Here is a 21,146-nt window from a genome sequence, read left to right as displayed (position 1 = left end):
GGGGATCATGGCGCCGGAATGCAGCCTGCGAAAGCGCGACCCCGCGTCACTCGTGCATGATTTCGTCCAGCCGAGCACGCTCGGCCTCGTTCAGATCGCGGATCGAGGACGCGGCGCGGGACCGGCCGCGCAGGAAGACGAAGGCGAGGATCAGGCCCAGCAGGGCCGCCACCGGCGCCGCGAACCACAGCAGAAGATTGATACCGCGCATCGGCGGATCGAACAGCACGAACTCGCCGAAACGGTCCACGACGGCATCGACGACCTCGGCGTCACTGTCACCCGCCACCAGCCGCTCGCGGATATAGAGGCGCAGATCGCGGCTGACCCCAGCGTTGGATTCGTCGATAGACTCGCCCTGACAAACCGGACAACGCATCTTTTGCGAAATATCGCGGGCACGGCTTTCAAGGACGGGATTGTCAAGAACCTCATCGGGCTGAACCGCCAGCGCCGCGAAGGGCGCCAGCAGAAGCATCAGGATCAGCGCAAGCCGGCTCATTCCGCCGGAACCGCGCGGGCCGGCGTGGAGGAACGCGCGCCAGCCGCCACCCGGTAGCGGCGGTCCGACAGGCTGACCAAACCGCCAAGCGCCATCATGATCGCGCCCAGCCAGATCCAGTTGGCGAAGGGTTTGACATAGGACCGCACGGCCCAGCCCCCGCCGGCCTGCTCGTCACCGATGACCAGATAGATGTCACGGAAGAAGCCGTTGACGATGGCGGCCTCGGTCGTGGGCATGCCCTGCACCGGATAGACCCGCTTTTCCGGATAGGTTGTGGCGATACTGCGGCCATCCCGCGCCACCGCCATCGTCGCCATGGTCGAGAGGTAATTGGGCCCCTGAACCTTGTCCACCGCTTCCAGCGTGATCTGATAGCCCGTCAGGTCGAAGGTTTCGCCGACTTGGGCAACGCGGATATCCTCGGTCTGCCAGGCGGTCAGAAGTCCGACGCCGACAAAGGTCACACCCAGCCCGGCATGGGCGATCGCCTTTCCCCAGTCGGCGCGCGGCAGCCGCGCCAGCCGCGACAGACCGGCATTGCCGGTGCGATGGATCAGGTCGGCGACAGAGCCGGCGATCAGCCAGCTTCCCAGACCCGCGCCGATCACCGCGACCGCGCTGCGCCCGGTCGAAACTGCGAAGACCAGAAGCATCACCGCCAGGGCAAACATCAAAGGCCCGCGCAACAGCCGCATCGTCCGCCCCAGGAACGCCCGCTTCCACGGCATGATCGCACCCAAGGGCAGCGCCAGCGCCAGCACGATCATGAAAGGCGTGAATGCCTTGTTGAAGAATGGCGGGCCGACCGACAGCTTGCGATTCCACATCGCCTCGGCGAACAGCGGCCACATCGTACCGATGAAGACCACGAAGGCCGAGACCGCCAGCAGCACATTGTTCAAGACCAGTGCGCCTTCGCGCGAAGTCGGCTGGAACACGCCCTTGGCCATCATGGCCGGCGCCCGCACCGCATAGAGCGTCAGTCCGCCGCCGACGAACACCGTCAGGATTCCAAGGATGAACATCCCGCGCGCCGGATCGCTGGCAAAACTGTGAACAGAGGTAAGCACGCCGGAACGCACGATGAACGTTCCGATCATCGAGAAACCGAAGGCCATGATCGCCAGCAGGATCGTCCAGCTTTTCAGCGATTCACGCTTTTCGACAACGATGGCGGAATGCATCAGGGCGGCGGCCAGAAGCCAGGGCATGAAGCTGGCATTCTCGACCGGGTCCCAGAACCAGAAGCCACCCCAGCCCAGTTCGTAATAGGCCCACCAGGATCCGATCGAAATGCCCGTCGTCAGAAACATCCATGCAGCCAATGTCCAGGGCCGGACCCAGCGGGCCCAGGCGGCATCGACCCGCCCTTCGATCAGCGCGGCGATGGCAAAGCTGAACGCCATCGACAGCCCGACATAGCCCAGATACAGGAACGGCGGATGGAACGCGAGGCCGGGATCCTGCAGCAGCGGGTTCAGGTCGCGTCCGTTGAACGGCGGATCGGCCAGCCGCAGGAACGGGTTGGATGTGAAGATGATGAAAGCGTAGAAAGCCACCCCGATCGAAGCCTGAACCGACAGCACCCGAGCCCGCAGGCTGGGCGGCAAATTGCCGCCAAAGACCGCCGCCGCCGCGCCGAACAGCGCCAGGATCAGCACCCACAGCAACAACGACCCCTCGTGATTGCCCCAGACGCCGGTAAACTTGTACAGCATCGGCTTTGCCGTATGCGAATTCTCATAGACCAGCTTCAGCGAGAAATCCGAGGTCACGAAGGCAACGGTCAGAGCCGCGAAGGACAGACCGGTCAACACGAATTGCATGATCGCGGCGGGCCGCGCACTATCCATCCAGCCCTGCCAGCCTTTTGACGCGCCGACCATCGGCACGATCATCTGAAACAGCGCCACGGCGAAGGCCAGGACCAGGGCGAAGTGGCCGAATTCTGCGGTCATCTGGGTCGTCCTCCCTTTCTGACCGCAGCATATGGCAACAAAAAAAGGGGGGAAAGCCCCCCTTTGGCCGTAGCCCACGGTTTCCCGTGTGACCTATCCGCGCAGGCTGGCGACCCAGTCGCGCAGGGCCGCGTTGTCGGCGAAATCGTCCTCGGGGCGGATCGCGCCGGTCAAGGCCGCGGCGTCGCCTTGCCCCTCCTTGCTGACGGTTGCGGCGCCCTTTTTCGCAGGCCAGCCCTTGTTGCGGAAATAATACGCCTCGCGGGCACCGAAATAGAATCCGACGATGGCACCCAGAAGCCACCAAAGCGGCTCGGGCACCTGCTGCAAGCCCTCCATGCGGATCCCGAAACCGGCCGGCTCGACCATCGCATAAACGAACAGACCCATCGTCCCAAGCGCCAGCAGAGGGCGCGGCAGCCGGTTCAACCCGTTGATGAAACTATCGAAGAAACCCGGCCGCGCGATCTGGAATTCCTGTCCCAACTGGTTGATGGCGCGGGCATAGGCCTGTTCCTCAAGCTCCATCTTGCGGGTCGCGTTCTGGGTAAAGACTTCGGCCATGCCGGTGGCGGCACTGCCAAGCGCGCCGACACCTTGCGATACGCCCAGAAATCGGTCGATCACGCCCATCTTGCGGTCCTTTCACGATGTTCGGCCTCGGTCAGCCGGTATTTCGGGGCCATGAACTCCTCGGCCCGGGTGATCCAGCCGCCTTTTCCACCGATCTTGGTGCGCGCATATTTGCGGCTGGCCGGGCGCTGATCGGCGAGGGCGTAATAATAGTTCCGTCGCGCAATTCCGTAGGCGTCGGCCAGATGGTCGGGCGCAGCCTCGGCAGCGTCGGCGACGGCGGCGATGGTCTTCGGCCCCACCACGCCGTCCGCCTGCGCCGGAAACCCCATGCGCGAAACCAGCCTTTGCAGGATCTTCACCGCATTAGCACCGGCATTGACATACATGTCGAAAACGCTCGGCTGCACCTTTTCCGGCAACTCGGACAGACGCGGCTTGCGGAAATAATGCAGCACGAAAATCTGTTCGGCCTGGGCGCGGGTCAGCGCCTTGACATCGGCTGCGTCGATCCGCCCGTCCCGGTTCAGATCCATGCCCAACTGCCGCATCGTCCCGATGGTCACGCCATGATTGGTCGCGCCACCGGGATCGTCGGGGTCATTCACATAGCCACCCTCGCGGGCGACGATCTCTCGCGCGATTTCTTCGACACTCGGCATTCCGGTCCCCTTGAAAGCCAGCCGTCAGAACGACGGAAAGCCCGAAAGGTGATCGGCTCCGGTTAACCATCTGTTAACCGAACGCCCGTTGCATGTCGTGATCCTCAGGCATCGCACATGGTCGCGCCCCTGCCGCCGCGGATTCGAGCGACCCGTCCCCGGTGAACAGGCAGCCCGCCCGGCGCCGCGTCTCAGGAATTCGGATCCTGGTAGACGCCCGCATCCTTCAGCGTATCGACCACCTCGCGCGGCATATAGGTCTCGTCATGCTTGGCCAGAAGGCTTTGCGCCTCGAAGCGACCGTCGCGATACCAGCCCTTTGCGATGGTGCCCTGACCTTCCTTGAAAAGATCGGGACGCGGATCGCGGCCGATATAGGTCACGGGGATCTCGGCCGCGCCATCGGTGATGACGAAATCGAAGGCCACGCCGCCGCGCTTCACGATCGAGCCGTCCTTTACCAGCCCGCCAAGCTGGAAATATTCGTCCGGCGCCGGCGCGCGCTGGCTGACCTGCGTGGGCGAACGATACAGGTTGATCCCGTCCCGGAACCCGTATCCGATCAGCCCGACGGCGATCAGCAAGGCGACCGATGCGCCGATCAGAACCTGAACGCGGCGGCGTTTCTTCAGCGGTTTCAGACCTGCCATCGCGTTCTCCTCAGATCGCTTCGAACCGGATCGGCCGGCGCAGGAATTGCGTGGCCTTGCCCGAAACACGCACGGGATCGCCGGTCGTCAGATATTTCGCCACCCGGCCCGCGCCCAGAAACTCGGGCCGACGATCAAGATAATCCGCAAGGCTTGCCGCGACCAGCCCCGCCTGCGAATAGACCGCCACATTGTCCCCGAGCGCGCGTTGGAACGCGGCCTCGACCAGCGGATAATGGGTGCAGCCCAGAATCGCCGCCTCGGGGTTCGGCATCCGACGCAGCAGCGCCTCGACATGGCTGGTGACCAGCGCCTCAGCCAGAATTTCGTCACCCATTTCAATGGCATCGACGACCCCACCGCAGGGCTGCGCCTCGACATCGACGCCGACCGCGCGAAAGGCCAGTTCGCGCTGAAAGGCGCGGCTGGCAACCGTCGCGGGTGTCGCGAACAGCGCCACCTGGTTGACCGAGACCTCGCGGGGCGGCGAATTGTCGCCCCATTGCCGTTCGGTCAGCGCCTCGATCATCGGAACGAAGACCCCAAGCACGCGCTTGTCCTGGGGCAGCCAGGTTTCCTGAATGCGCCGCAGCGCGGCCGCGCTGGCTGTATTGCAGGCCAGAATCACAAGATCGCAACCCTCATCCCACAGCCGCGACACACCGGCACAGGTCAGATCGAAGATGTCGTCGGCGGTCCGCACCCCATAGGGGGCATGGGCATTGTCGCCCAGATAGACCAGCGGCAGATCCGGCAGGCGGGCGGCGATGGCCTGATGGATGGTCAGCCCGCCCAGACCCGAATCGAAAACGCCAACCGCCATGTCGCCACTCCCATAGCCTGCGCGCCCTTCTAGGACGCCGCGGGCGGTTTGGGAATGACCCAGATCATTCGGCGGCTTCACGCCTCGGTGCATCGCCCGATCGGAACTGCTGCAACAATTCCCTGCGCCGGATGGCCGCCTCGTCGGCGGCCCTGTCCTTGACGGGACCATAGCCGCGAACGCTCAGCGGCAGTTCGGCCAGTTCTATCGCGATCGGCAGGGTCGCGTCATTCGTGCCGGCCAGAACTTCGCGCATGTCGGTTTCATACTCGCGGATCATGGCGCGTTCGCGCTTGCGCTCGGCGCCGTAGCCGAACGGGTCGAAGGGCGTGCCGCGCAGCACTTTCATCGCCGCCAGGATCCGGAAGGCCTTCAGCATCCACGGCCCGAATTCCCGCTTTTTCGGACGGCCATCCGCGTCCTTGCCGGTCAGCGCCGGCGGGGCCAGGTGGAACGACAGCCTGGTGTCGCCTTCCCATTGCGAGGCGACCTGATCGGCAGTGGTCAGATGCAGCCGGGCGACCTCGTATTCGTCCTTGTAGGCCAGCAGCTTGTAATAACCCCTTGCGATGCTTTCGCGTAGCTCGGGCGGCGCCGCATCGACCAGTTCGCGGAATTTTCTTGCCAGCCGTCTGCCCTGATAGGCAACCAGGCGCGATTCACGATAGACCACGGGATCGACAGGCAATTCAGATACATCCGCCGGCTTCTTCAACAAGTCTGGGAAGGTCATCGCGCACCGCCCCATTTCGAAGGCGCGCAGGTTTTCATCGACCTTGGCGCCGTTCAGACGGATCGCCTCGGCAATGGCCTCGTGGCTCAGCGGGATCAGGCCCTGCTGCCAGCACGCGCCCAGAACCAGCATGTTGGAATAGATCGAATCGCCCAGCATCCGCAGCGCCAGATCGTTGGCGTCGAAAAAGGCAACCCGATCGCCCAGCCGTGCCTGAAGCGCCAGCTTCAGCCGATCCGCTGGGATCTGAAAGTCGCGAAAACGGGTGAAATCGCCGGTGATGATCTCGTGTTCGTTCACCACCGCGCCGGTGCGCGCCTGCGTCATCAAGCCGATGGTCCTGGCCCCCGCCGTCACCACCAGATCGCCGCCGATGATGCAATCGGCCTCGCCTGTCGCCACGCGGATCGCACTGATATCCTCGGGGCGGTCGGCCAGTCGCAGATGGATATGGACCGCGCCGCCCTTCTGCGCCAGCCCCGCCATTTCCATCATGCCCGCACCCTTGCCGTCGATCTGCGCGGCCTGCGCCAGCACCGCGCCGATGGTCACGACGCCGGTTCCGCCGACGCCGGTTATGACGATGTTGTGGGTGCCGCTGATCGCGGGCAGCGCGGGCGCCGGAAGATCCGGCATGTCGAACGCCTCGGCCCTGGGCTTGCGCAGCCTGCCGCCCTTGACGGTAACGAAGCTGGGGCAGAACCCCTTGAGACAGGAGTAATCCTTGTTGCAACTGGACTGGTCGATCTGCCGCTTGCGGCCCAGTTCGGTATCAAGCGGCACGATCGAGACACAGTTCGACTGCACCGAGCAATCGCCGCAACCTTCGCAGACTTCGGGGTTGATCCAGACGCGCCGGTCGGGGTCGGGGAATTGTCCCTTCTTGCGGCGGCGGCGCTTTTCGGCGGCGCAGGTCTGGATATAGAGGATCGCACTGACGCCGCGGGCATCTTCCAGTTGGCGCTGGACGTTCATCATCTCGGCGCGTTCCTCAAAGCGCATCCCCTGGGGAAAGCTCTTGCGGTCCACGTCTTCCTTTTCGTCATAGACCACAATGACCGGATCGACGCCCATCGCCACCAGTTCCCGCGCGATCTGGGGCGCGGTCAGATCGCCCTCGTTGGGCTGACCGCCGGTCATCGCGACGGCGTCGTTATAGAGGATCTTGTAGGTGATATTGGTGCCCGCGGCGATCGCCGCACGGACCGCCAGAATTCCCGAATGATTATAGGTTCCGTCGCCAAGGTTCTGAAAGACATGGCCGCGCGTGCTGAACGGGGCCTCGCCGACCCAGTTGACCCCCTCGCCGCCCATATGGGTGAAGCCGGTCGTCTCACGGCCCATCCACTGCACCATGTAGTGACAGCCGATCCCGGCATAGGCGCGGCTTCCCTCGGGCAGCTTCGTGGACGTATTATGCGGACAACCCGAACAGAACCAGGGCGTTCTGGTCGAAATCTCAGGTGCGTTATCATTGCGGCGCACCTCGGTCAGCCGTTCCAGTCCGGCCTTGATATGTTCGGTCCCGCGCCCCTCTTCGATCAGGATTCCGCCGATCTTCTGCGCGATCATCACCGGATCCAGCGCATAGCGTGTCGGAAACAGTTCCTCGTGGGTTCGGTCGTGCTTCCATCCATGCACCCGCCGGCCGTGGCGGTTGTCGAAGATGGCCTCTTTCAGCTGCACCTCGATCAGCTTGCGCTTTTCCTCGACGCAGACGATGAGATCCAGGTTCTCGGACCATTCCTGCATGGACTTCATGTCCAGCGGCCAGGTCTGCCCGACCTTGTAAGTGGTCAGGCCCAGCCGTTCGGCCTCGGCCTCGTCGATACCCAGCAGCGACAGCGCATGGACCAGATCCAGCCAGTTCTTGCCGGCGGCGACAAAGCCGATCTTGGCACCGGGTTTGCCCCAATGCTTGCGGTCGATGCGGTTGGCACGGGAAAACGCCTCGGCCGCCCAACGCTTGTAATCGATCATCCGCGCTTCCTGCGCCACCGGCGTGTCGCCCAGGCGGATGTTCAGCCCGCCCTCGGGCATGACGAAATCCGGGCTCACGAAATTCAGCCGATGCGGATCGCCGTTCACGACCGCGGTGGCCTCGACCGTGTCCTTCATCGTCTTCAGGCCGGTCCAGACGCCGGCGAAACGCGACAGCGCGAAACCATAAAGCCCAAGATCAAGGATTTCCTGCACCCCCGCAGGCGACAGAACCGGGATATAGGCGTCGATCATGGCCCAATCCGACTGGTGCAGCACGGTCGAGCTTTCGCCGGTATGGTCGTCACCCATCGCCATGACCACGCCGCCATGTCTCGACGAACCCGCCATGTTCGCGTGCCGCATCACGTCGCCGCTGCGATCCACGCCCGGCCCCTTGCCGTACCACAGCGCGAACACGCCGTCATGCTTGCCCTCGCCGCGCAGTTCGGCCTGCTGGCTGCCCCAGATTGCCGTGGCGGCAAGATCTTCGTTCAATCCCGGCTGAAACAGCACGCCGGCTTCCGACAAGCGCTTGCCCTCGCGCATCATTTGCAGGTCCACACCGCCCAGGGGCGAGCCGCGATAGCCGGTCACATAGCCCGCCGTATCCAGACCCGCCGCCTTGTCGCGTGCCGCCTGCATCAGCATCAGCCGAACCAGGGCTTGGGTTCCGTTCAACAAAACGTGGGACTTCGACAGATCGAAGCGGTCGGCCAGCGAGAATTCCTGCTTGCTCATCCTGCGTCTCCTCCGTGCGTGATGGCTTTGGGCGGCATTATAGGTCAGAATTGTTGACCGATGAAGGAAAAAATCCGTGCTTGACGCAGGCGTGTGGGACAGGCAGTTGAAGCGCATCTCTGCAAAAAACGCATGGCTGCCACGCAGGAAACTGACCCTATGGACTGGGACAAGCTCAGAATATTTCATGCCGTGGCCGATGCCGGCAGCCTGACCCATGCGGGCGACACGCTGCATCTGTCGCAATCGGCCGTCAGCCGCCAGATTCGCGCGCTGGAGGAATCGCTGGGCACGACCCTGTTCCACCGTCACGCGCGCGGCCTGATCCTGACCGAGCAGGGCGAACTTCTGTTCGAGGCGACGTCATCGATGGCGCGCAAGCTGGACGGTGCCTCGGCCCGGATTCGCGACAGCGAGGAACATGTCTTCGGCGAATTGAAGGTCACCACCACGGTCGGTTTCGGCACGCTGTGGCTGGCCCCGCGCCTGGTCAAGCTTTACGAAAACTTTCCCGATCTGAAAATCGACCTGATCCTCGAGGAGCGGGTTCTGGATCTGCCCATGCGCGAAGCCGACCTGGCCATCCGCATGAAAGAGCCAAGCCAGTCCGACCTGATCCGGCGCAGGCTGCTGAACATTCGCATGAGGCTGTATGCCACGCAGGAATATCTGGACCACGCCGGTATCCCCGACAGCATCGAGGATCTGACCAGTCACCGGCTGATCTGCCAGAAGCCGGATCAGCCCCAGGTGGCCGCCGGCGCCCGCCTGATCCAGACGGTCATGGCCCAGAACATCACCTCGACCCTGACGGTGAACAACTATTTCGGCGTCCTGCAAAGTGTTCTTGCGAATGTCGGCATCGGCGTCCTGCCGGATTACCTGACCGCTGATCACGATCGTCTCGTGCGGGTTCTGCCCGATACCGAATCGGGCGAGGTTCCGGTCTTTCTGGCCTATCCCGAAGAACTGCGTCAGACGCGCCGCGTCGCGGTCTTCCGCGATTTCGTGCTGCAGGAGATTCAGGCCTATCGCCGCCGGCAAAGCGAGGCGCTCAGCGCCTGAGCGTCCGCACCCACACCGATCTCTACAACTTTCGATTGTAGCCATTCGGCAACTGCATGTCCGCTATGCTGCGGGTGCGGCATGAAAAGACTTGATCCATTCACGGACTGCACATAGATCGTGCTGCGAAGGCGATGACCAGCCTAATCGCTGATCACCTTCAACCTCCCTGTTGGACTTGGGCCGGGCCTTGTGCCCGGCTTCTTTTTTGCCCTGCCGCCGGCCGTGACGCGCGGCCCTTTCCATACCCCGCGTCTGGCCATAAAAGGCGCCTGACTCCACGCGCAGGAAGGGCCGGACATGCAGGAACCGACGATCACCGCCGATCTGATCGCCGCGCACGGGCTGAAGCCCGACGAATACGACCGCATCCTGTCGATCATCGGCCGCGCGCCCAGTTTCACGGAACTGGGTATCTTCAGCGCCATGTGGAACGAACATTGTTCCTACAAGTCCTCGAAGACATGGCTGCGCACGCTGCCCACGGACGGACCGCAGGTGATTTGCGGGCCGGGCGAGAATGCAGGCGTGGTCGATATCGGCGACGGGCAGGCCGTGGTCTTCAAGATGGAAAGCCACAATCATCCCAGCTATATCGAACCGCATCAGGGCGCGGCGACCGGCATTGGCGGGATTCTGCGCGATGTCTTCACCATGGGCGCGCGTCCCATCGCCGCGATGGATTCGCTGTCTTTCGGACGGCCCGAACACCCCAAGACGCCGCATCTGGTCAAGGGCGTGGTGGAAGGCATCGGCGCCTATGGCAACGCGTTCGGCGTGCCGAATGTCGGCGGCGAGGTTCGCTTTCATCGGTCCTATGATGGCAATTGCCTCGTGAACGCCTTCGCGGCCGGACTGGCCGATGCCGACGGGATCTTCTATTCGGCGGCCTCGGGCGTGGGGATGCCGGTCGTCTATCTGGGCGCCAAGACCGGACGCGACGGTGTCGGCGGCGCGACCATGGCCAGCGCCGAATTCGACGACACGATCGAGGACAAGCGCCCCACCGTGCAGGTCGGCGATCCCTTCACCGAGAAATGCCTGCTGGAAGCCTGCCTGGAACTGATGGCCTCGGGCGCGGTCATCTCGATCCAGGACATGGGCGCGGCCGGGCTGACCTGTTCGGCGGTCGAGATGGGCGACAAGGGCGGGCTGGGCATCCGGCTGCAACTGGACGCCGTGCCGCAGCGCGAAACGAACATGACCGCCTACGAGATGATGCTGTCGGAATCGCAGGAACGGATGCTGATGGTCCTGAAACCCGAGAAGGAGGCCGAGGCCCGCGCCATCTTCGAGAAATGGGATCTCGATTTCGCCATCGTGGGCGAGACGATCGCCGAGGATCGTTTTCTGATCCTGCACGGCAACGACGTGAAGGCCGACCTGCCCTTGTCGAAGCTGTCCTCCAGCGCACCGGAATACGATCGGCCCTGGATCGAGACACCGGCCGCCAGACCCTGCGCGCCCCTGCCCCCGATCCGTCCCGTCGAGGCGTTGCGCAAGCTGATCGGCAGCCCCTCTTACGCCCACAAGGGTTGGGTCTGGCAGCAATACGACACGCAGGTCGGGGCCGACACGATCCGGCGACCCGGTCTGGGCGCGGGTGTTGTCCGGGTCCACGGCACCCGGAAGGCGCTGGCCTTCACCGCCGACGTGACCCCTCGTTACGTGCGCGCCAACCCTGTCGAAGGCGGCAAGCAGGCGGTGGCCGAAGCGTTCCGCAATCTTTGCGCGGTCGGCGCTCTGCCCCTGGCCACGACCGACAACCTGAATTTCGGCAATCCCGAAAAGCCGGAAATCATGGGGCAACTGGTCGGGGCCATCAAGGGCATCGGCGAGGCTTGCCGGGCGCTGGATTTCCCTATCGTGTCGGGCAATGTCTCGCTTTACAACGAAACCGACGGCACGGGCATCCTGCCCACGCCCACCATCGGCGGCGTCGGCCTGATCGACGATCTGTCGAACCTGATCGCGGGTCTGCCGTCCGAAGGCGACATTGCCATCCTGATCGGCACCACCCAAGGCCATCTTGGCCAATCGGCGCTGGCGGCCGAGGCGTTCGGGATTGAAACGGGCGATGCCCCCCCCGTCGATCTGACTGCCGAACGCAGGCACGGCGAATTCATCCGCGCTAACCGGGCCCATTTGCGCGCGGCCACCGACCTGTCGGATGGCGGCCTTGGCCTGGCGGCGTTCGAGATGGCCGAGGCGGCGGGCATCGGACTGCGCCTGGACTCCGACGACATCGCCGGGCTCTATGCCGAGGATCAGGCCCGCTACCTTGTCGCCTGCGACGCGGAGGGCGCGGCGGCGCTGCTGCGGGCGGCCGAAGCAGCGGGCGTTCCCGCCGCTCAGGTCGGCAGCTTCGGCGGCGTGGCCGTCCAGATGGGCGAGGACGCAGGCGATCTGGCCGACTTGTCAAGGCTTTACCGCAGCGCCTTTGCCTCGGCGATTGGCGGCGACAGGCCCGATCACGCATGAATGTCCGCGCGCCCGCAGGCTACGCCGCGATCATCACGGCGGCGGGTCGCGGCAGCCGCGCCGGCGGCGCAATTCCCAAGCAATGGCGCGAGCTTGCGGGCCGAACGGTCCTGGCCCGCGCCATCGCGGCCTTTGCCGGCTTCGACCGGGTGATCCTTGTCGTCCACCCCGACGACATGGCCCGCGCCATCCGGGCTTTCTCCGGCTCCGTCGCCATCGTCGCCGGCGGCGAGACCCGCACGGCCAGCGTTCGCGCGGGCCTGGCGGCCCTGGAAGGCGGCGCCACCAGCCATGTCCTGATCCATGACGGCGCCCGTCCGCTGGTCCCCGATGCGGTCATCAGGGGCGTGATCGAGGCGCTGCAATCGGGCGCTCAGGCCGCTGCCCCGGCCCTGCGCGTCACCGACGCGCTGTGGCGCGGCGCCAACGGGCTTGTCGCCGCCACAGCCCCCCGCGACGGGCTTTATCGTGCGCAGACCCCTCAGGGTTTTGCCCTGGACCAGATATCCGCGGCGCACCGCATCCATGCCGGCGAGGCCGCCGATGATGTGGAACTGGCCTTGGCCAACGGCCTGACGGTTGCGGTCACGCCCGGCAGCGAGGACAATCTGAAGATCACATGGCCCGAAGATTTCAGCCGGGCCGAACGTATCCTGGGGGCCCGAATGGATATTCGCCTTGGCAATGGCTTCGATGTCCACGCCTTCGGGCCGGGCGATCATGTCTGGCTATGCGGTGTCAGCATTCCTCACGATGCCGGGCTCGTCGGTCATTCGGACGCCGATGTGGGCATGCATGCCCTGACCGATGCCATCTATGGCGCGCTGGCCGAGGGTGACATCGGCCGACATTTCCCCCCCTCGGACCCTCAATGGAAGGGCGCGGACAGCGCCGTGTTCCTGCGCCACGCGGCCGATCTGGCCCGCGAGCGTGGCTATGGCTTCGGCAATTGCGACGTGACCCTGATCTGCGAGGCGCCCCGGATCGGCCCCCATGCCGCCGCCATGCAGGACCGGCTGGCGCGGATCATGCGGATCGACCCGGCACGGATCAGCGTCAAGGCCACCACATCGGAACGGCTGGGCTTTACCGGGCGGCGCGAGGGGATCGCGGCCATCGCCACTGCCGCGCTGATGAAAGGATAAATGATGGAGCGTCTTTTCTGCACATGGTTCGGTGTCGGCCTGCTGCGACCCGCGTCCGGCACATGGGCTTCCGCCGTGGCCATCGCCCTTGGCCTTCTGATCTACCGGATCGGGCATTTTCCGCTGCTGGCCATTGCGACCATCGCCGCGACCGCCCTCGGCTTCTGGGCGGTGCCGCGCTATACAGCCGGCATGGCCGATCCGGACCGCAGCGAGATCGTCATCGACGAGGTCGCGGGCCAGTGGCTGGCGCTGTGCTTTCCGGCGGCGGGCTTTTTCTTCGCCGATCTGCCGCGCGAAAGCTTTCCCTATCCCGGCTGGGTGGCGGCGTTCCTGTTCTTCCGCCTTTTCGACATCTGGAAGCCCTGGCTGGTCGGCCGCGCCGACCGGGAAGGCGGCGTGCGCGGCGTGATGCTGGATGATCTCTGGGCGGGGCTTTTCGCCGGCATCGCCATCGTCATCGCCGCAGGCATCGCGCATGGGTTGCTGATATGAGCCTTGCCGGCGACGTTCTGGCGGCCGCCCGCGCCCGCCGCGCAAGGATCGCCACCGCCGAAAGCTGCACCGGCGGGCTGATCGCCGGCGCGCTGACCGAGGTGGCGGGATCCTCGGATGTCGTGGATCGCGGCTTTGTCACCTATTCCAACGCCGCCAAGCAGCAGATGCTGGGCGTCGGGGCCGATACGCTGCAAGCCCAGGGCGCGGTCAGCGAGGCGGTCGCGGCCCAGATGGCTCTGGGCGCGCTGTCGCGATCCGAGGCGACGCTGACCATCGCGGTGACGGGTATCGCCGGCCCCGGCGGGTCAGAACACAAGCCCGAGGGCCGGGTCTGTTTCGGCATCGCCGATGCTTTCGGGGTCCGGACCGAGACGGTCGAGTTCGGCGCCATCGGGCGCGGACAGGTCCGCGCGGCGACGGTCGATCACGCGCTGAACCTGATCCTGGCGCGCCTGCGCGCATAACCGCGTCTCAGCCTGCGATCAGCGCCGCGAATTCCTCGATCTGGGCCTCGGGCGTGTTCCAGGCCGTGACCAGCCGCAGAGGAACCGGATCCAGCCCCTCGGCCGATTTGTCGGGCCACAGGTGGTAGATCGCGCCGGCCGCCCGTGCGCGCCTGTGCAGTTCGGCCGGAAGCGTCGCGAAAACCGCATTGGTCTGGACCGGCGCCAGCAGATCTCCACCCGCCGCCAGCACGGCCTCGGACAGGCGCGCGGCGCGCGCATTCGCCTGCGCGGCCAGATCAAGCCAAAGTCCGCCTTCTGCCAGCGCCAGCATCTGCGCGGCCAGAAACCGCTGCTTGGAAAAGACATGACCCGATTGCTTGCGTCGATAATCAAAGCCCTCGGCCAGGGCCGGATCGAAAAACACCACCGCCTCGGCCGCCATCGCCCCGTTCTTGGTGCCGCCGAAACACAGCACATCGACGCCCGCCCGCCATGTCAGATCGGCCGCCGAACAGCCCAGCGAGGCCACCGCATTGGCAAACCGGGCGCCGTCCATGTGCAGCGGCACGCCGGCCTCGTGTGCGACCCGCGCAAGCGCCGCGACCTCGCCGGGCCCGTAGATCGCGCCCCATTCCGTCGCTTCGGTGATCGAGACCATCGCATTGCGCCCGCCGGTCAGGCCGCCGCCCGCGCCGCGCCGAAGGGCTTCGGCCAGCGGCGCGGGCGCGACCCGGCCGGCGTCACCCGGCAGCCCGATCAGCTTGCCGCCATGGCTGAAGAATTCCGGCGCCCCGCATTCGCTGGTCTCGACATGGGCATCCTGATGACAATAAATGCGCCCACCCGCAGGGCAAAGCTGGGCGCAGACCAGCGCATTGGCGGCCGTCCCGGTCGCCACGAAGCGCACCACCGCCTGCGGGGCATCCAGTGCCGCACGGATCGCGGCCTCGGCCCGCCTCGTCACATCATCCGCGCCATAGGCCATCATCGCACCGTCATTGCAGGCGACCAGCCCCGCCATGACCGCGGGATGCGCGCCCCAGGCATTGTCGGACGAAAAGTTCACGACGGATCCTCGATGATATGTTCCTCCCAGTCATCCTCGGACAATTCAGTCTCGCTGATGGTCCAGCCGCGCACGCTGACGCCCGCGCGATGCACCGATTCAGGATCGCCCGAGATCAGGTGATGCCAATCGTAGAGCGGCTTGCCCTCGGCGCGCAGGCGATAGGCGCAGGTCGCCGGCAGCCACCAGGCGATGTCCTTCAGCTTCTTCGGCGTCAGGACCACGCATTCCGGCACATAGCGATGGCGGTCGGCATAGGACATGCAGCGGCAGTCCTGACCGTCCAGCAGCTTGCAGGCGACGCGCGTGAAGGCCAGTTCCTCGGTATCCTCGTATTCGATCTTGTTGAGGCAGCATTTCCCGCAGCCATCGCAGAGCGCCTCCCATTCGGCGGGGGTCAGGCGCTCCAGCGGCATGTCCCAGAACCGATCGCGCATCATGCGCCCGCAAGGATCGCGCGGGCATCTTCGGCGTCCCGCGCGATCTGGTCGATCAACGCATCCACACTGTCGAACCTTGCCTCGTCGCGCAGGAAATCGACCAGCGCGACGGACAAATGCTGGCCGTAGAGATCGCCGTCGAAATCGAACAGATGCACTTCCAGATTGGGGGCGTTGCGGCCGAACATCGGGCGCACGCCCAGGCTTGCGACGCCCTGGCAGGACAGCCGCTCGGGGCCGGTCAGCACATCGACCAGCACGGCATAGACGCCAAGACGCGGCAGGTGCAGATTCTCGACCTGCATATTCGCCGTGGGCCAGCCGAAATCATGCCCGCGCTTGTCGCCGTGAACCACCTCGCCCTCGATCCGATGCCAATGGCCCAGCATCGTCTCGGCCTCGCGGACCCGGCCCTCGGCCAGAGCGGTGCGGATCGCGGTCGAGCTGTAGTCGCGTCCCTTCACGCCCACCAGCGGCACGGCGGTGACGCCGAAACCCATATGACGGCCCAGTTCTGCCAGGGTTGCGGCATTGCCCGCGCGTTTCTTGCCAAAGCAGAAATCGGCGCCCACGGTGACATGGCCGACGCCAAGCCCGTCCACCAGAACCTCGCGCGCGAAAGCCTCGGGTGACAGGCCGGCCAGAACCGGGCCGAAGGGCAGTTCGTAAAGCTGCTCGACCCCCAGCCGGGCCAGCCGATTGGCGCGGGATTCCGAATTCATCAGCCGGAAGGGCGGCGCGTCGGGGGCGAAGAATTCGCGGGGATGCGGTTCGAAGGTGATGACGCCCAGGGGTGCGTCAAGCGCCTCGCGGGCCGCGTCGATCACCGCACGATGGCCCAGATGGATGCCGTCGAAATTGCCCATCGCAACGGTCGCGCCGCGCGCATTGGCTGGCAATCCGACCCAATCGTGATGGATTTGCAAACGCGCCCCCTTCGAGGGGCGCAACCGCCCCTTCAGTCGAACTTGCGGCTTGGGGCCAGCACGACCGCCTCGCCTTTCAGCACGAGCGTATCGCCCACCAGACATCGGGTTGCAAGCGTGACCCGCCGTTTCGCGTGGTCGATCGCATCGACCGTCACCTCGGCCCGGACCACGTCGCCGGGCCTGACCGGGGCCATGAATTTAAGCGTCTGGCCCAGGTAGACGGTGCCGTGACCGGGAAGCTGTTCGCCGATCACGGCCGAGACCAGTCCGGCCGTCAGCATCCCATGCGCGATCCGCCCCTCGAAGATCGTGTCCTGCGCATAGGCATCGTCCAGATGCACCGGATTGCGGTCTGTCGAAACCTCGGCGAACAACTCGATATCGCGATCGGTGATCCGTTTCTGAAGATGGCGGGTCATGCCGATTTCCAGATCCTCGATGACGATCGTGCCGCGGGGAAGATTGTCCAGCATCGGGGTGTCCATCTGATGTAAGCCAGAATCCTTCATCGTCATGCTGCATAGCAGCAAAACAGACTTCGCGCAATAAAGTATCACGAATACCGTATAAAAGGATAGTTTTGTTTCTCGGCCAGCGCGTCAAGCTCCTCCGCTATCGGCCTTTGCCCGCAGTCTGGCGGGAAACGCTCAGCGCAGCCGGCCGATGCTGTAGGCGGGGCTGGCCTGATGTTCGGCCAGCCATTCGCGCAACAATTCGGAATCGGGGTTTTCGACATCCGGGCCGAACGCCTCGGCAGCAAGGCCGCCGGTCACGAAAAGGCAATCGATCCCCTCTTGCGCGGCGCCCAGCACATCGGTGCGGATGCCGTCGCCCACTGCGAGCACGCGCGCCTTCTTGTCCAGCCCCAGCAGCCGGCGCGCGCGGTCGTAGATCGGCGGATGCGGCTTGCCGAAATAAAAGGCCTCGCCGCCCAGATCCTCGTAGAATTCGGCCAAGGCGCCGGCGCAGTAAATCCGCGTCTCGCCCATGTCGACGACCACATCGGGATTGGCGCACAGCATCCGCAGGCCGCGTTCGCGCGCCAGCAGGAACCGGGCGCGGTAATCCTCGGGCGCCTCGGTGCTTTCGTCAAAGGGGCCGGTCGCGATGATACCCTCGGCCTCGTCCAGAGGCACCCGCGTGATTGGCGGTGCATCGGTCCATTCGGGCGGGATATCGGTAAAGAACCCGTCATCCTTCGGCGTGCCCAGATGCCAGACCCTGCGTCCGACCGCGCCCGCAAACATCGCATCCTGGGTCGCATCGCCCGAACTGATCACCATGTCCCAGGCATCGCGCGGCACCCCCATGCGGTCCAACTGCGCGATCACATACTGGTTCGGACGCGGCGCATTGGTCATCAGCACCACACGCCCGCCGCCGCGGCGGAACCCTTGCAGCGCCGCGACGGCGGCCGGATAGGGATGCTTGCCGTTGTGCAGGCAGCCCCAGAGATCGCAGAACAGCACCTCGTAATGCGGGCCGATCCGTGCCAGCCGGTCGATGATGCAGGTCATCAGAGTGCGAGGACCGGGATGATCTGCTTCTTGCGGCTCATCACGCCGGGCAAAACGATGCTGTCGCCGGTGACCGTCACGCCAAAACTTTTCTCGGCGATCCGCCTGACGGCATCGTTGGGAACAAGCAGCGTGGCCTCTTGCTTCAGGATATCGACGATGAACAGCAGAACCTGTTCGGCCCCGTCGGCCTGCGCCACGGCCGGCATCGCGGCCATCAGCCCGGCCTTGCGGTCCAGCAGGACCTGCGGCGCCGTGGTTTCCAGAACCGACACGCGCAGTTGCGTGCCGTCCAGCTTGTATTCCTTGCTGTCCATGCGCAGCAATTGATCATCGGCAAAAGCGCTGACATCGGATTTCGCGGCAAACATCTCGGCCGCGTATTCGGCGATGTCGATACCCAGATCCGCGGCCAGTCTTTCCGCCAGGGCGCGGTCATGGGGGGTGGTCGTCGGGCTGCGGAATTCCAGCGTGTCCGACAGGATGCAGGTCAGCATCGCGGCCTTGACGCCTTCGGGCGCGCGGTCGGCATCCTCGCCCATCAGATCGTGCAGGATGGTCGCGGTGCAGGCCAAGGGACGGATGGTGATGTTGATCGGCGTGCGGGTCTTGATGCCGCCGGCCAGCATGTGATGGTCGATGATCTCGATCACATCGGCGTCGTTGATGCCGTCGGGCAATTCGGCGGGGTTGTTGGTGTCCACGATGACGCATTTCTCGCCCGGCTCAAGCGCCGTCAGGATCTCGGGCTTGTCGAGGTTCCAGCGCGTCAGCATCCAGCCGGCTTCGGTATTGGGTTCGCCCAGAAGCACTGGCTTGGCGGGGGTCTGCCGGATCTCGTTCAGATACCAGGCCCAGACGATGGGAGACCCGGTCGAGTCCGTATCGGGAGAGGTATGGCCGAAAACCTTGATCATGGGGCACCTTTGCGGATTTCAGAAGTCGCGCGCCTTATAGGGCTGCGGTCTGGCGATGTCCACGCAGGCAGGGCACGCAGGACAAGCGCGGTGCAGGATTGCCCTGTGGCGTCCCGGCAGCAGAGACTGTCGCGCGATGTCCGCGCAGCGAACAGGGCCGTGATCGTCGCAAAAAAGGCGCCCCCGGCGGGACGCCTTTTCAGATGTCCGGGATCTGGCAGGCTCAGGCCGCTCGCGACAACAGAACCTGATCGACGCGCTGCTGCGCGGCCCCCTCGTCCAATCCGCCGACGGCCGCGACCTCGCGGGTCAGCCGGTCCAGCGCGGCTTCGTAGAGTTGACGTTCGGAATAGGATTGCTCGCGCTGATCGTCGCTGCGATGCAGGTCGCGGACGACCTCTGCGATCGACATCAGGTCGCCGGAATTGATCTTCTGCTCGTATTCCTGGGCACGGCGCGACCACATGGCACGCTTGACTCGGGCCTTGCCCTTCAGCGTGTCCAGCGCGCGTTCCACCAGATCCGGGCTGGACAGGCTGCGCATTCCGATCTCGCTGGCGCGGGCGGTGGGCACACGCAGGGTCATCTTGTCCTTGTCGAACGAGATGACGAACATTTCCAGCCGAAGTCCCGCGACCTCTTGTTCTTCGATCGAAACAATGCGACCCACGCCATGGGCCGGATAGACGACGAAATCGTCGGGGCGGAATTCGCTTTTCTTGGTCTTGGACATATGGCTTCCTCTAGGTGGCGCCCCGACACGCGGTGCGCAAAAAGCCGACAGCGGCGGCTGCCGCCTTCGGCTGATCTTGGTTTTTGTCATTGCCTACGCCGGCAGCAGCGCAGGGTTTGGCATCATGGGCGCGCATCCTCGGGGCCTCTGACTCCCGTCAGATGCGAATGTGAAATGAACATAGCATAAATTCGACTGCAAAAAAAGCGTCACGAAAACAGACCGATCTGTCCGTTCGGACAGATTTTCAGGGCGAGAAGTCAAGGACTTCGCAAGCCCGGGGCGAAACGGCACGATTCATCCCGCAGGCGAATCACCCGTCGGTTCGGTTTCGCAACTGGCGAAAATCAGTCGCCTTCGCCCGGCGCTTCCGAGAAATATGTCTCGAGCTTGTTCTCGACCCCGTCCATTTCCTCGGCGTTCGGCATCGGCTCGCGCTTCTGGGTGATGACGGGCCAGAGTTCGGAATATTTCCGGTTGAATTCGACCCATTTTTCCATATCCGGTTCGGTATCCGGACGGATCGCGTCGGCCGGGCATTCCGGTTCGCAGACGCCGCAATCGATGCATTCATCGGGATGAATGACCAGCGCATTCTCGCCCTCGTAGAAACAATCGACGGGGCAGACCTCGACGCAATCGGTGTATTTGCACATGATGCAATTATCGGTCACGACATAGGTCATCTGAAACTCCGCTTCCGTCCGCCGCGACAGTTACGCCCGCGCCCGACATCATTCAAGTCCGGGTGGGGTGAAAAGACCGCCGTTCCCGACTGGTGCGGATGCCCGGAACGCATGTTCAGCGGCCCGGCTATCCGTCAAAATCCTGTCCCTCGCCGCCTGCCGGCGCGTCCAGATCGGCATAGAGCGCCTGAGCCTCGGCGGCAGGACCGCGGCGGGCCCCAAGCGCCAGTATTTCGACGCTTCGCAGCTTGCCATGGGCCGAAATGACCAGCCTGTCGCCCGGCTTTACATTCCGGCCGGGCTTGCGGCAGGGCTGACCATTCAGCCTGATGCCGCCGCCCTCGATCCGTTCGGCGGCAAGACCGCGCGATTTGAAAAGCCGCGCGTGAAACAGCCATCGGTCCAGTCGCAGCGCGCCGGGGTGGTCCGTCACTTCTTGTCTTTAAGCGCCGCCAGCACCGCGAAAGGACTGTCGGGATCGGCTTTCTTCTCGGGGCGCGCGCTGAAGGTCCGCGGGCCGCGATCCTGATGCGGCTTGCCGCCCTTCTTGCCCTTGCCCTGCGGCTTGCCGCCGTCACGGTGGGGCTTGCCACCGTCA

The 21,146-nt window shown here is 64.7% G+C and carries 21 protein-coding genes; 5 read left to right on the top strand and 16 right to left on the bottom strand.

Annotated elements, in window-relative coordinates; translation table 11 throughout:
* Positions 1–46: 46 nt before the first annotated feature.
* From B4A72_RS08245 to B4A72_RS08215, 7 genes are all read right to left on the bottom strand, one after another.
* Entirely contained in the window at positions 47–502 is a 456-nt protein-coding gene (locus tag B4A72_RS08245) for a cytochrome c-type biogenesis protein (RefSeq protein WP_292955512.1), read from the bottom strand.
* Positions 499–2,463, bottom strand: coding sequence for a heme lyase CcmF/NrfE family subunit (locus B4A72_RS08240; protein WP_292955515.1), 1,965 nt, complete (start codon positions 2,461–2,463; stop codon positions 499–501). Before B4A72_RS08240 ends, B4A72_RS08245 begins: the two co-directional genes overlap by 4 nt.
* Positions 2,464–2,556: 93 nt before the next feature.
* Entirely contained in the window at positions 2,557–3,096 is a 540-nt protein-coding gene (locus tag B4A72_RS08235; protein ID WP_292955518.1) for a holin family protein, read from the bottom strand.
* Positions 3,087–3,698, bottom strand: a complete 612-nt coding sequence (locus B4A72_RS08230; protein WP_292978314.1) for a holin-associated N-acetylmuramidase — start codon at positions 3,696–3,698, stop codon at positions 3,087–3,089. The genes B4A72_RS08235 and B4A72_RS08230 overlap by 10 nt, the downstream gene beginning before the upstream one ends.
* A 191-nt stretch (positions 3,699–3,889) precedes the next feature.
* Entirely contained in the window at positions 3,890–4,348 is a 459-nt protein-coding gene (gene ccmE / locus B4A72_RS08225; protein ID WP_292955527.1) for a cytochrome c maturation protein CcmE, read from the bottom strand.
* A 10-nt stretch (positions 4,349–4,358) separates the two neighbouring features.
* Positions 4,359–5,171, bottom strand: coding sequence for a glutamate racemase (locus tag B4A72_RS08220; protein ID WP_292955531.1), 813 nt, complete (start codon positions 5,169–5,171; stop codon positions 4,359–4,361).
* Between the two features lie 64 nt (positions 5,172–5,235).
* Entirely contained in the window at positions 5,236–8,625 is a 3,390-nt protein-coding gene (locus tag B4A72_RS08215; protein WP_292978313.1) for an indolepyruvate ferredoxin oxidoreductase family protein, read from the bottom strand.
* A gap of 159 nt (positions 8,626–8,784) precedes the next feature.
* Here B4A72_RS08215 and B4A72_RS08210 point away from each other — a divergent pair, with 159 nt between their 5' ends.
* The 5 genes from B4A72_RS08210 (at position 8,785) to B4A72_RS08190 (ending at position 14,278) form a co-directional block, all read left to right on the top strand.
* Positions 8,785–9,690 carry a LysR family transcriptional regulator gene (locus B4A72_RS08210; protein ID WP_292955537.1) on the top strand — a complete coding sequence of 302 codons (906 nt, stop codon included), beginning with the start codon at positions 8,785–8,787 and terminating at the stop codon, positions 9,688–9,690.
* Between the two features lie 300 nt (positions 9,691–9,990).
* The gene (purL, locus tag B4A72_RS08205) at positions 9,991–12,171 is read left to right on the top strand and encodes a phosphoribosylformylglycinamidine synthase subunit PurL (RefSeq protein WP_292978312.1); all 2,181 of its coding nucleotides are present in this window, start codon (positions 9,991–9,993) and stop codon (positions 12,169–12,171) included.
* On the top strand, positions 12,168–13,316 hold the full coding sequence (locus B4A72_RS08200) for a bifunctional 2-C-methyl-D-erythritol 4-phosphate cytidylyltransferase/2-C-methyl-D-erythritol 2,4-cyclodiphosphate synthase (protein WP_292955543.1): 1,149 nt from the start codon (positions 12,168–12,170) through the stop codon (positions 13,314–13,316). The genes purL and B4A72_RS08200 overlap by 4 nt, the downstream gene beginning before the upstream one ends.
* Before the next feature lie 3 nt (positions 13,317–13,319).
* Positions 13,320–13,811, top strand: coding sequence for a phosphatidylglycerophosphatase A family protein (locus B4A72_RS08195; protein WP_292955546.1), 492 nt, complete (start codon positions 13,320–13,322; stop codon positions 13,809–13,811).
* A complete protein-coding gene (locus B4A72_RS08190; RefSeq protein ID WP_292955549.1) occupies positions 13,808–14,278 on the top strand; it encodes a CinA family protein in 471 nt (156 codons plus the stop codon). The genes B4A72_RS08195 and B4A72_RS08190 overlap by 4 nt, the downstream gene beginning before the upstream one ends.
* A gap of 7 nt (positions 14,279–14,285) precedes the next feature.
* Here the strand turns inward: B4A72_RS08190 and B4A72_RS08185 are convergent, their stop codons facing one another.
* The 9 genes from B4A72_RS08185 to B4A72_RS08145 all read right to left on the bottom strand — a co-directional run bounded on the left by B4A72_RS08185 (position 14,286) and on the right by B4A72_RS08145 (position 20,981).
* Positions 14,286–15,326, bottom strand: a complete 1,041-nt coding sequence (locus tag B4A72_RS08185; protein WP_292978311.1) for a threonine aldolase family protein — start codon at positions 15,324–15,326, stop codon at positions 14,286–14,288.
* Positions 15,323–15,763: a YcgN family cysteine cluster protein gene (locus tag B4A72_RS08180; RefSeq protein WP_292955623.1), complete on the bottom strand. Its 441-nt coding sequence runs from the start codon at positions 15,761–15,763 to the stop codon at positions 15,323–15,325. Before B4A72_RS08180 ends, B4A72_RS08185 begins: the two co-directional genes overlap by 4 nt.
* On the bottom strand, positions 15,763–16,692 hold the full coding sequence (locus B4A72_RS08175; protein WP_292955555.1) for a bifunctional riboflavin kinase/FAD synthetase: 930 nt from the start codon (positions 16,690–16,692) through the stop codon (positions 15,763–15,765). The genes B4A72_RS08180 and B4A72_RS08175 overlap by 1 nt, the downstream gene beginning before the upstream one ends.
* Before the next feature lie 32 nt (positions 16,693–16,724).
* Positions 16,725–17,168, bottom strand: coding sequence for a MaoC family dehydratase (locus B4A72_RS08170; protein ID WP_292955626.1), 444 nt, complete (start codon positions 17,166–17,168; stop codon positions 16,725–16,727).
* A gap of 174 nt (positions 17,169–17,342) precedes the next feature.
* Positions 17,343–18,212 carry a TIGR01459 family HAD-type hydrolase gene (locus B4A72_RS08165; protein WP_292955558.1) on the bottom strand — a complete coding sequence of 290 codons (870 nt, stop codon included), beginning with the start codon at positions 18,210–18,212 and terminating at the stop codon, positions 17,343–17,345.
* The gene (locus B4A72_RS08160; protein ID WP_292978310.1) at positions 18,212–19,129 is read right to left on the bottom strand and encodes a manganese-dependent inorganic pyrophosphatase; all 918 of its coding nucleotides are present in this window, start codon (positions 19,127–19,129) and stop codon (positions 18,212–18,214) included. The genes B4A72_RS08165 and B4A72_RS08160 overlap by 1 nt, the downstream gene beginning before the upstream one ends.
* 223 nt (positions 19,130–19,352) lie before the next feature.
* Positions 19,353–19,862, bottom strand: a complete 510-nt coding sequence (locus B4A72_RS08155) for a CarD family transcriptional regulator (protein ID WP_292955564.1) — start codon at positions 19,860–19,862, stop codon at positions 19,353–19,355.
* Positions 19,863–20,209: 347 nt separating this feature from the next.
* The gene (fdxA, locus tag B4A72_RS08150) at positions 20,210–20,548 is read right to left on the bottom strand and encodes a ferredoxin FdxA (protein WP_292955567.1); all 339 of its coding nucleotides are present in this window, start codon (positions 20,546–20,548) and stop codon (positions 20,210–20,212) included.
* 127 nt (positions 20,549–20,675) lie between these two features.
* Positions 20,676–20,981 carry an RNA-binding S4 domain-containing protein gene (locus B4A72_RS08145; protein WP_292955570.1) on the bottom strand — a complete coding sequence of 102 codons (306 nt, stop codon included), beginning with the start codon at positions 20,979–20,981 and terminating at the stop codon, positions 20,676–20,678.
* Positions 20,982–21,146 lie beyond the last annotated feature (165 nt).

Source organism: Paracoccus sp. UBA5162 (assembly GCF_002413585.1).
Taxonomy (GTDB): domain Bacteria; phylum Pseudomonadota; class Alphaproteobacteria; order Rhodobacterales; family Rhodobacteraceae; genus Paracoccus.
Note: the sequence above shows the minus strand (reverse complement) of the source record. Positions and strands in the feature narration are given on the sequence as shown.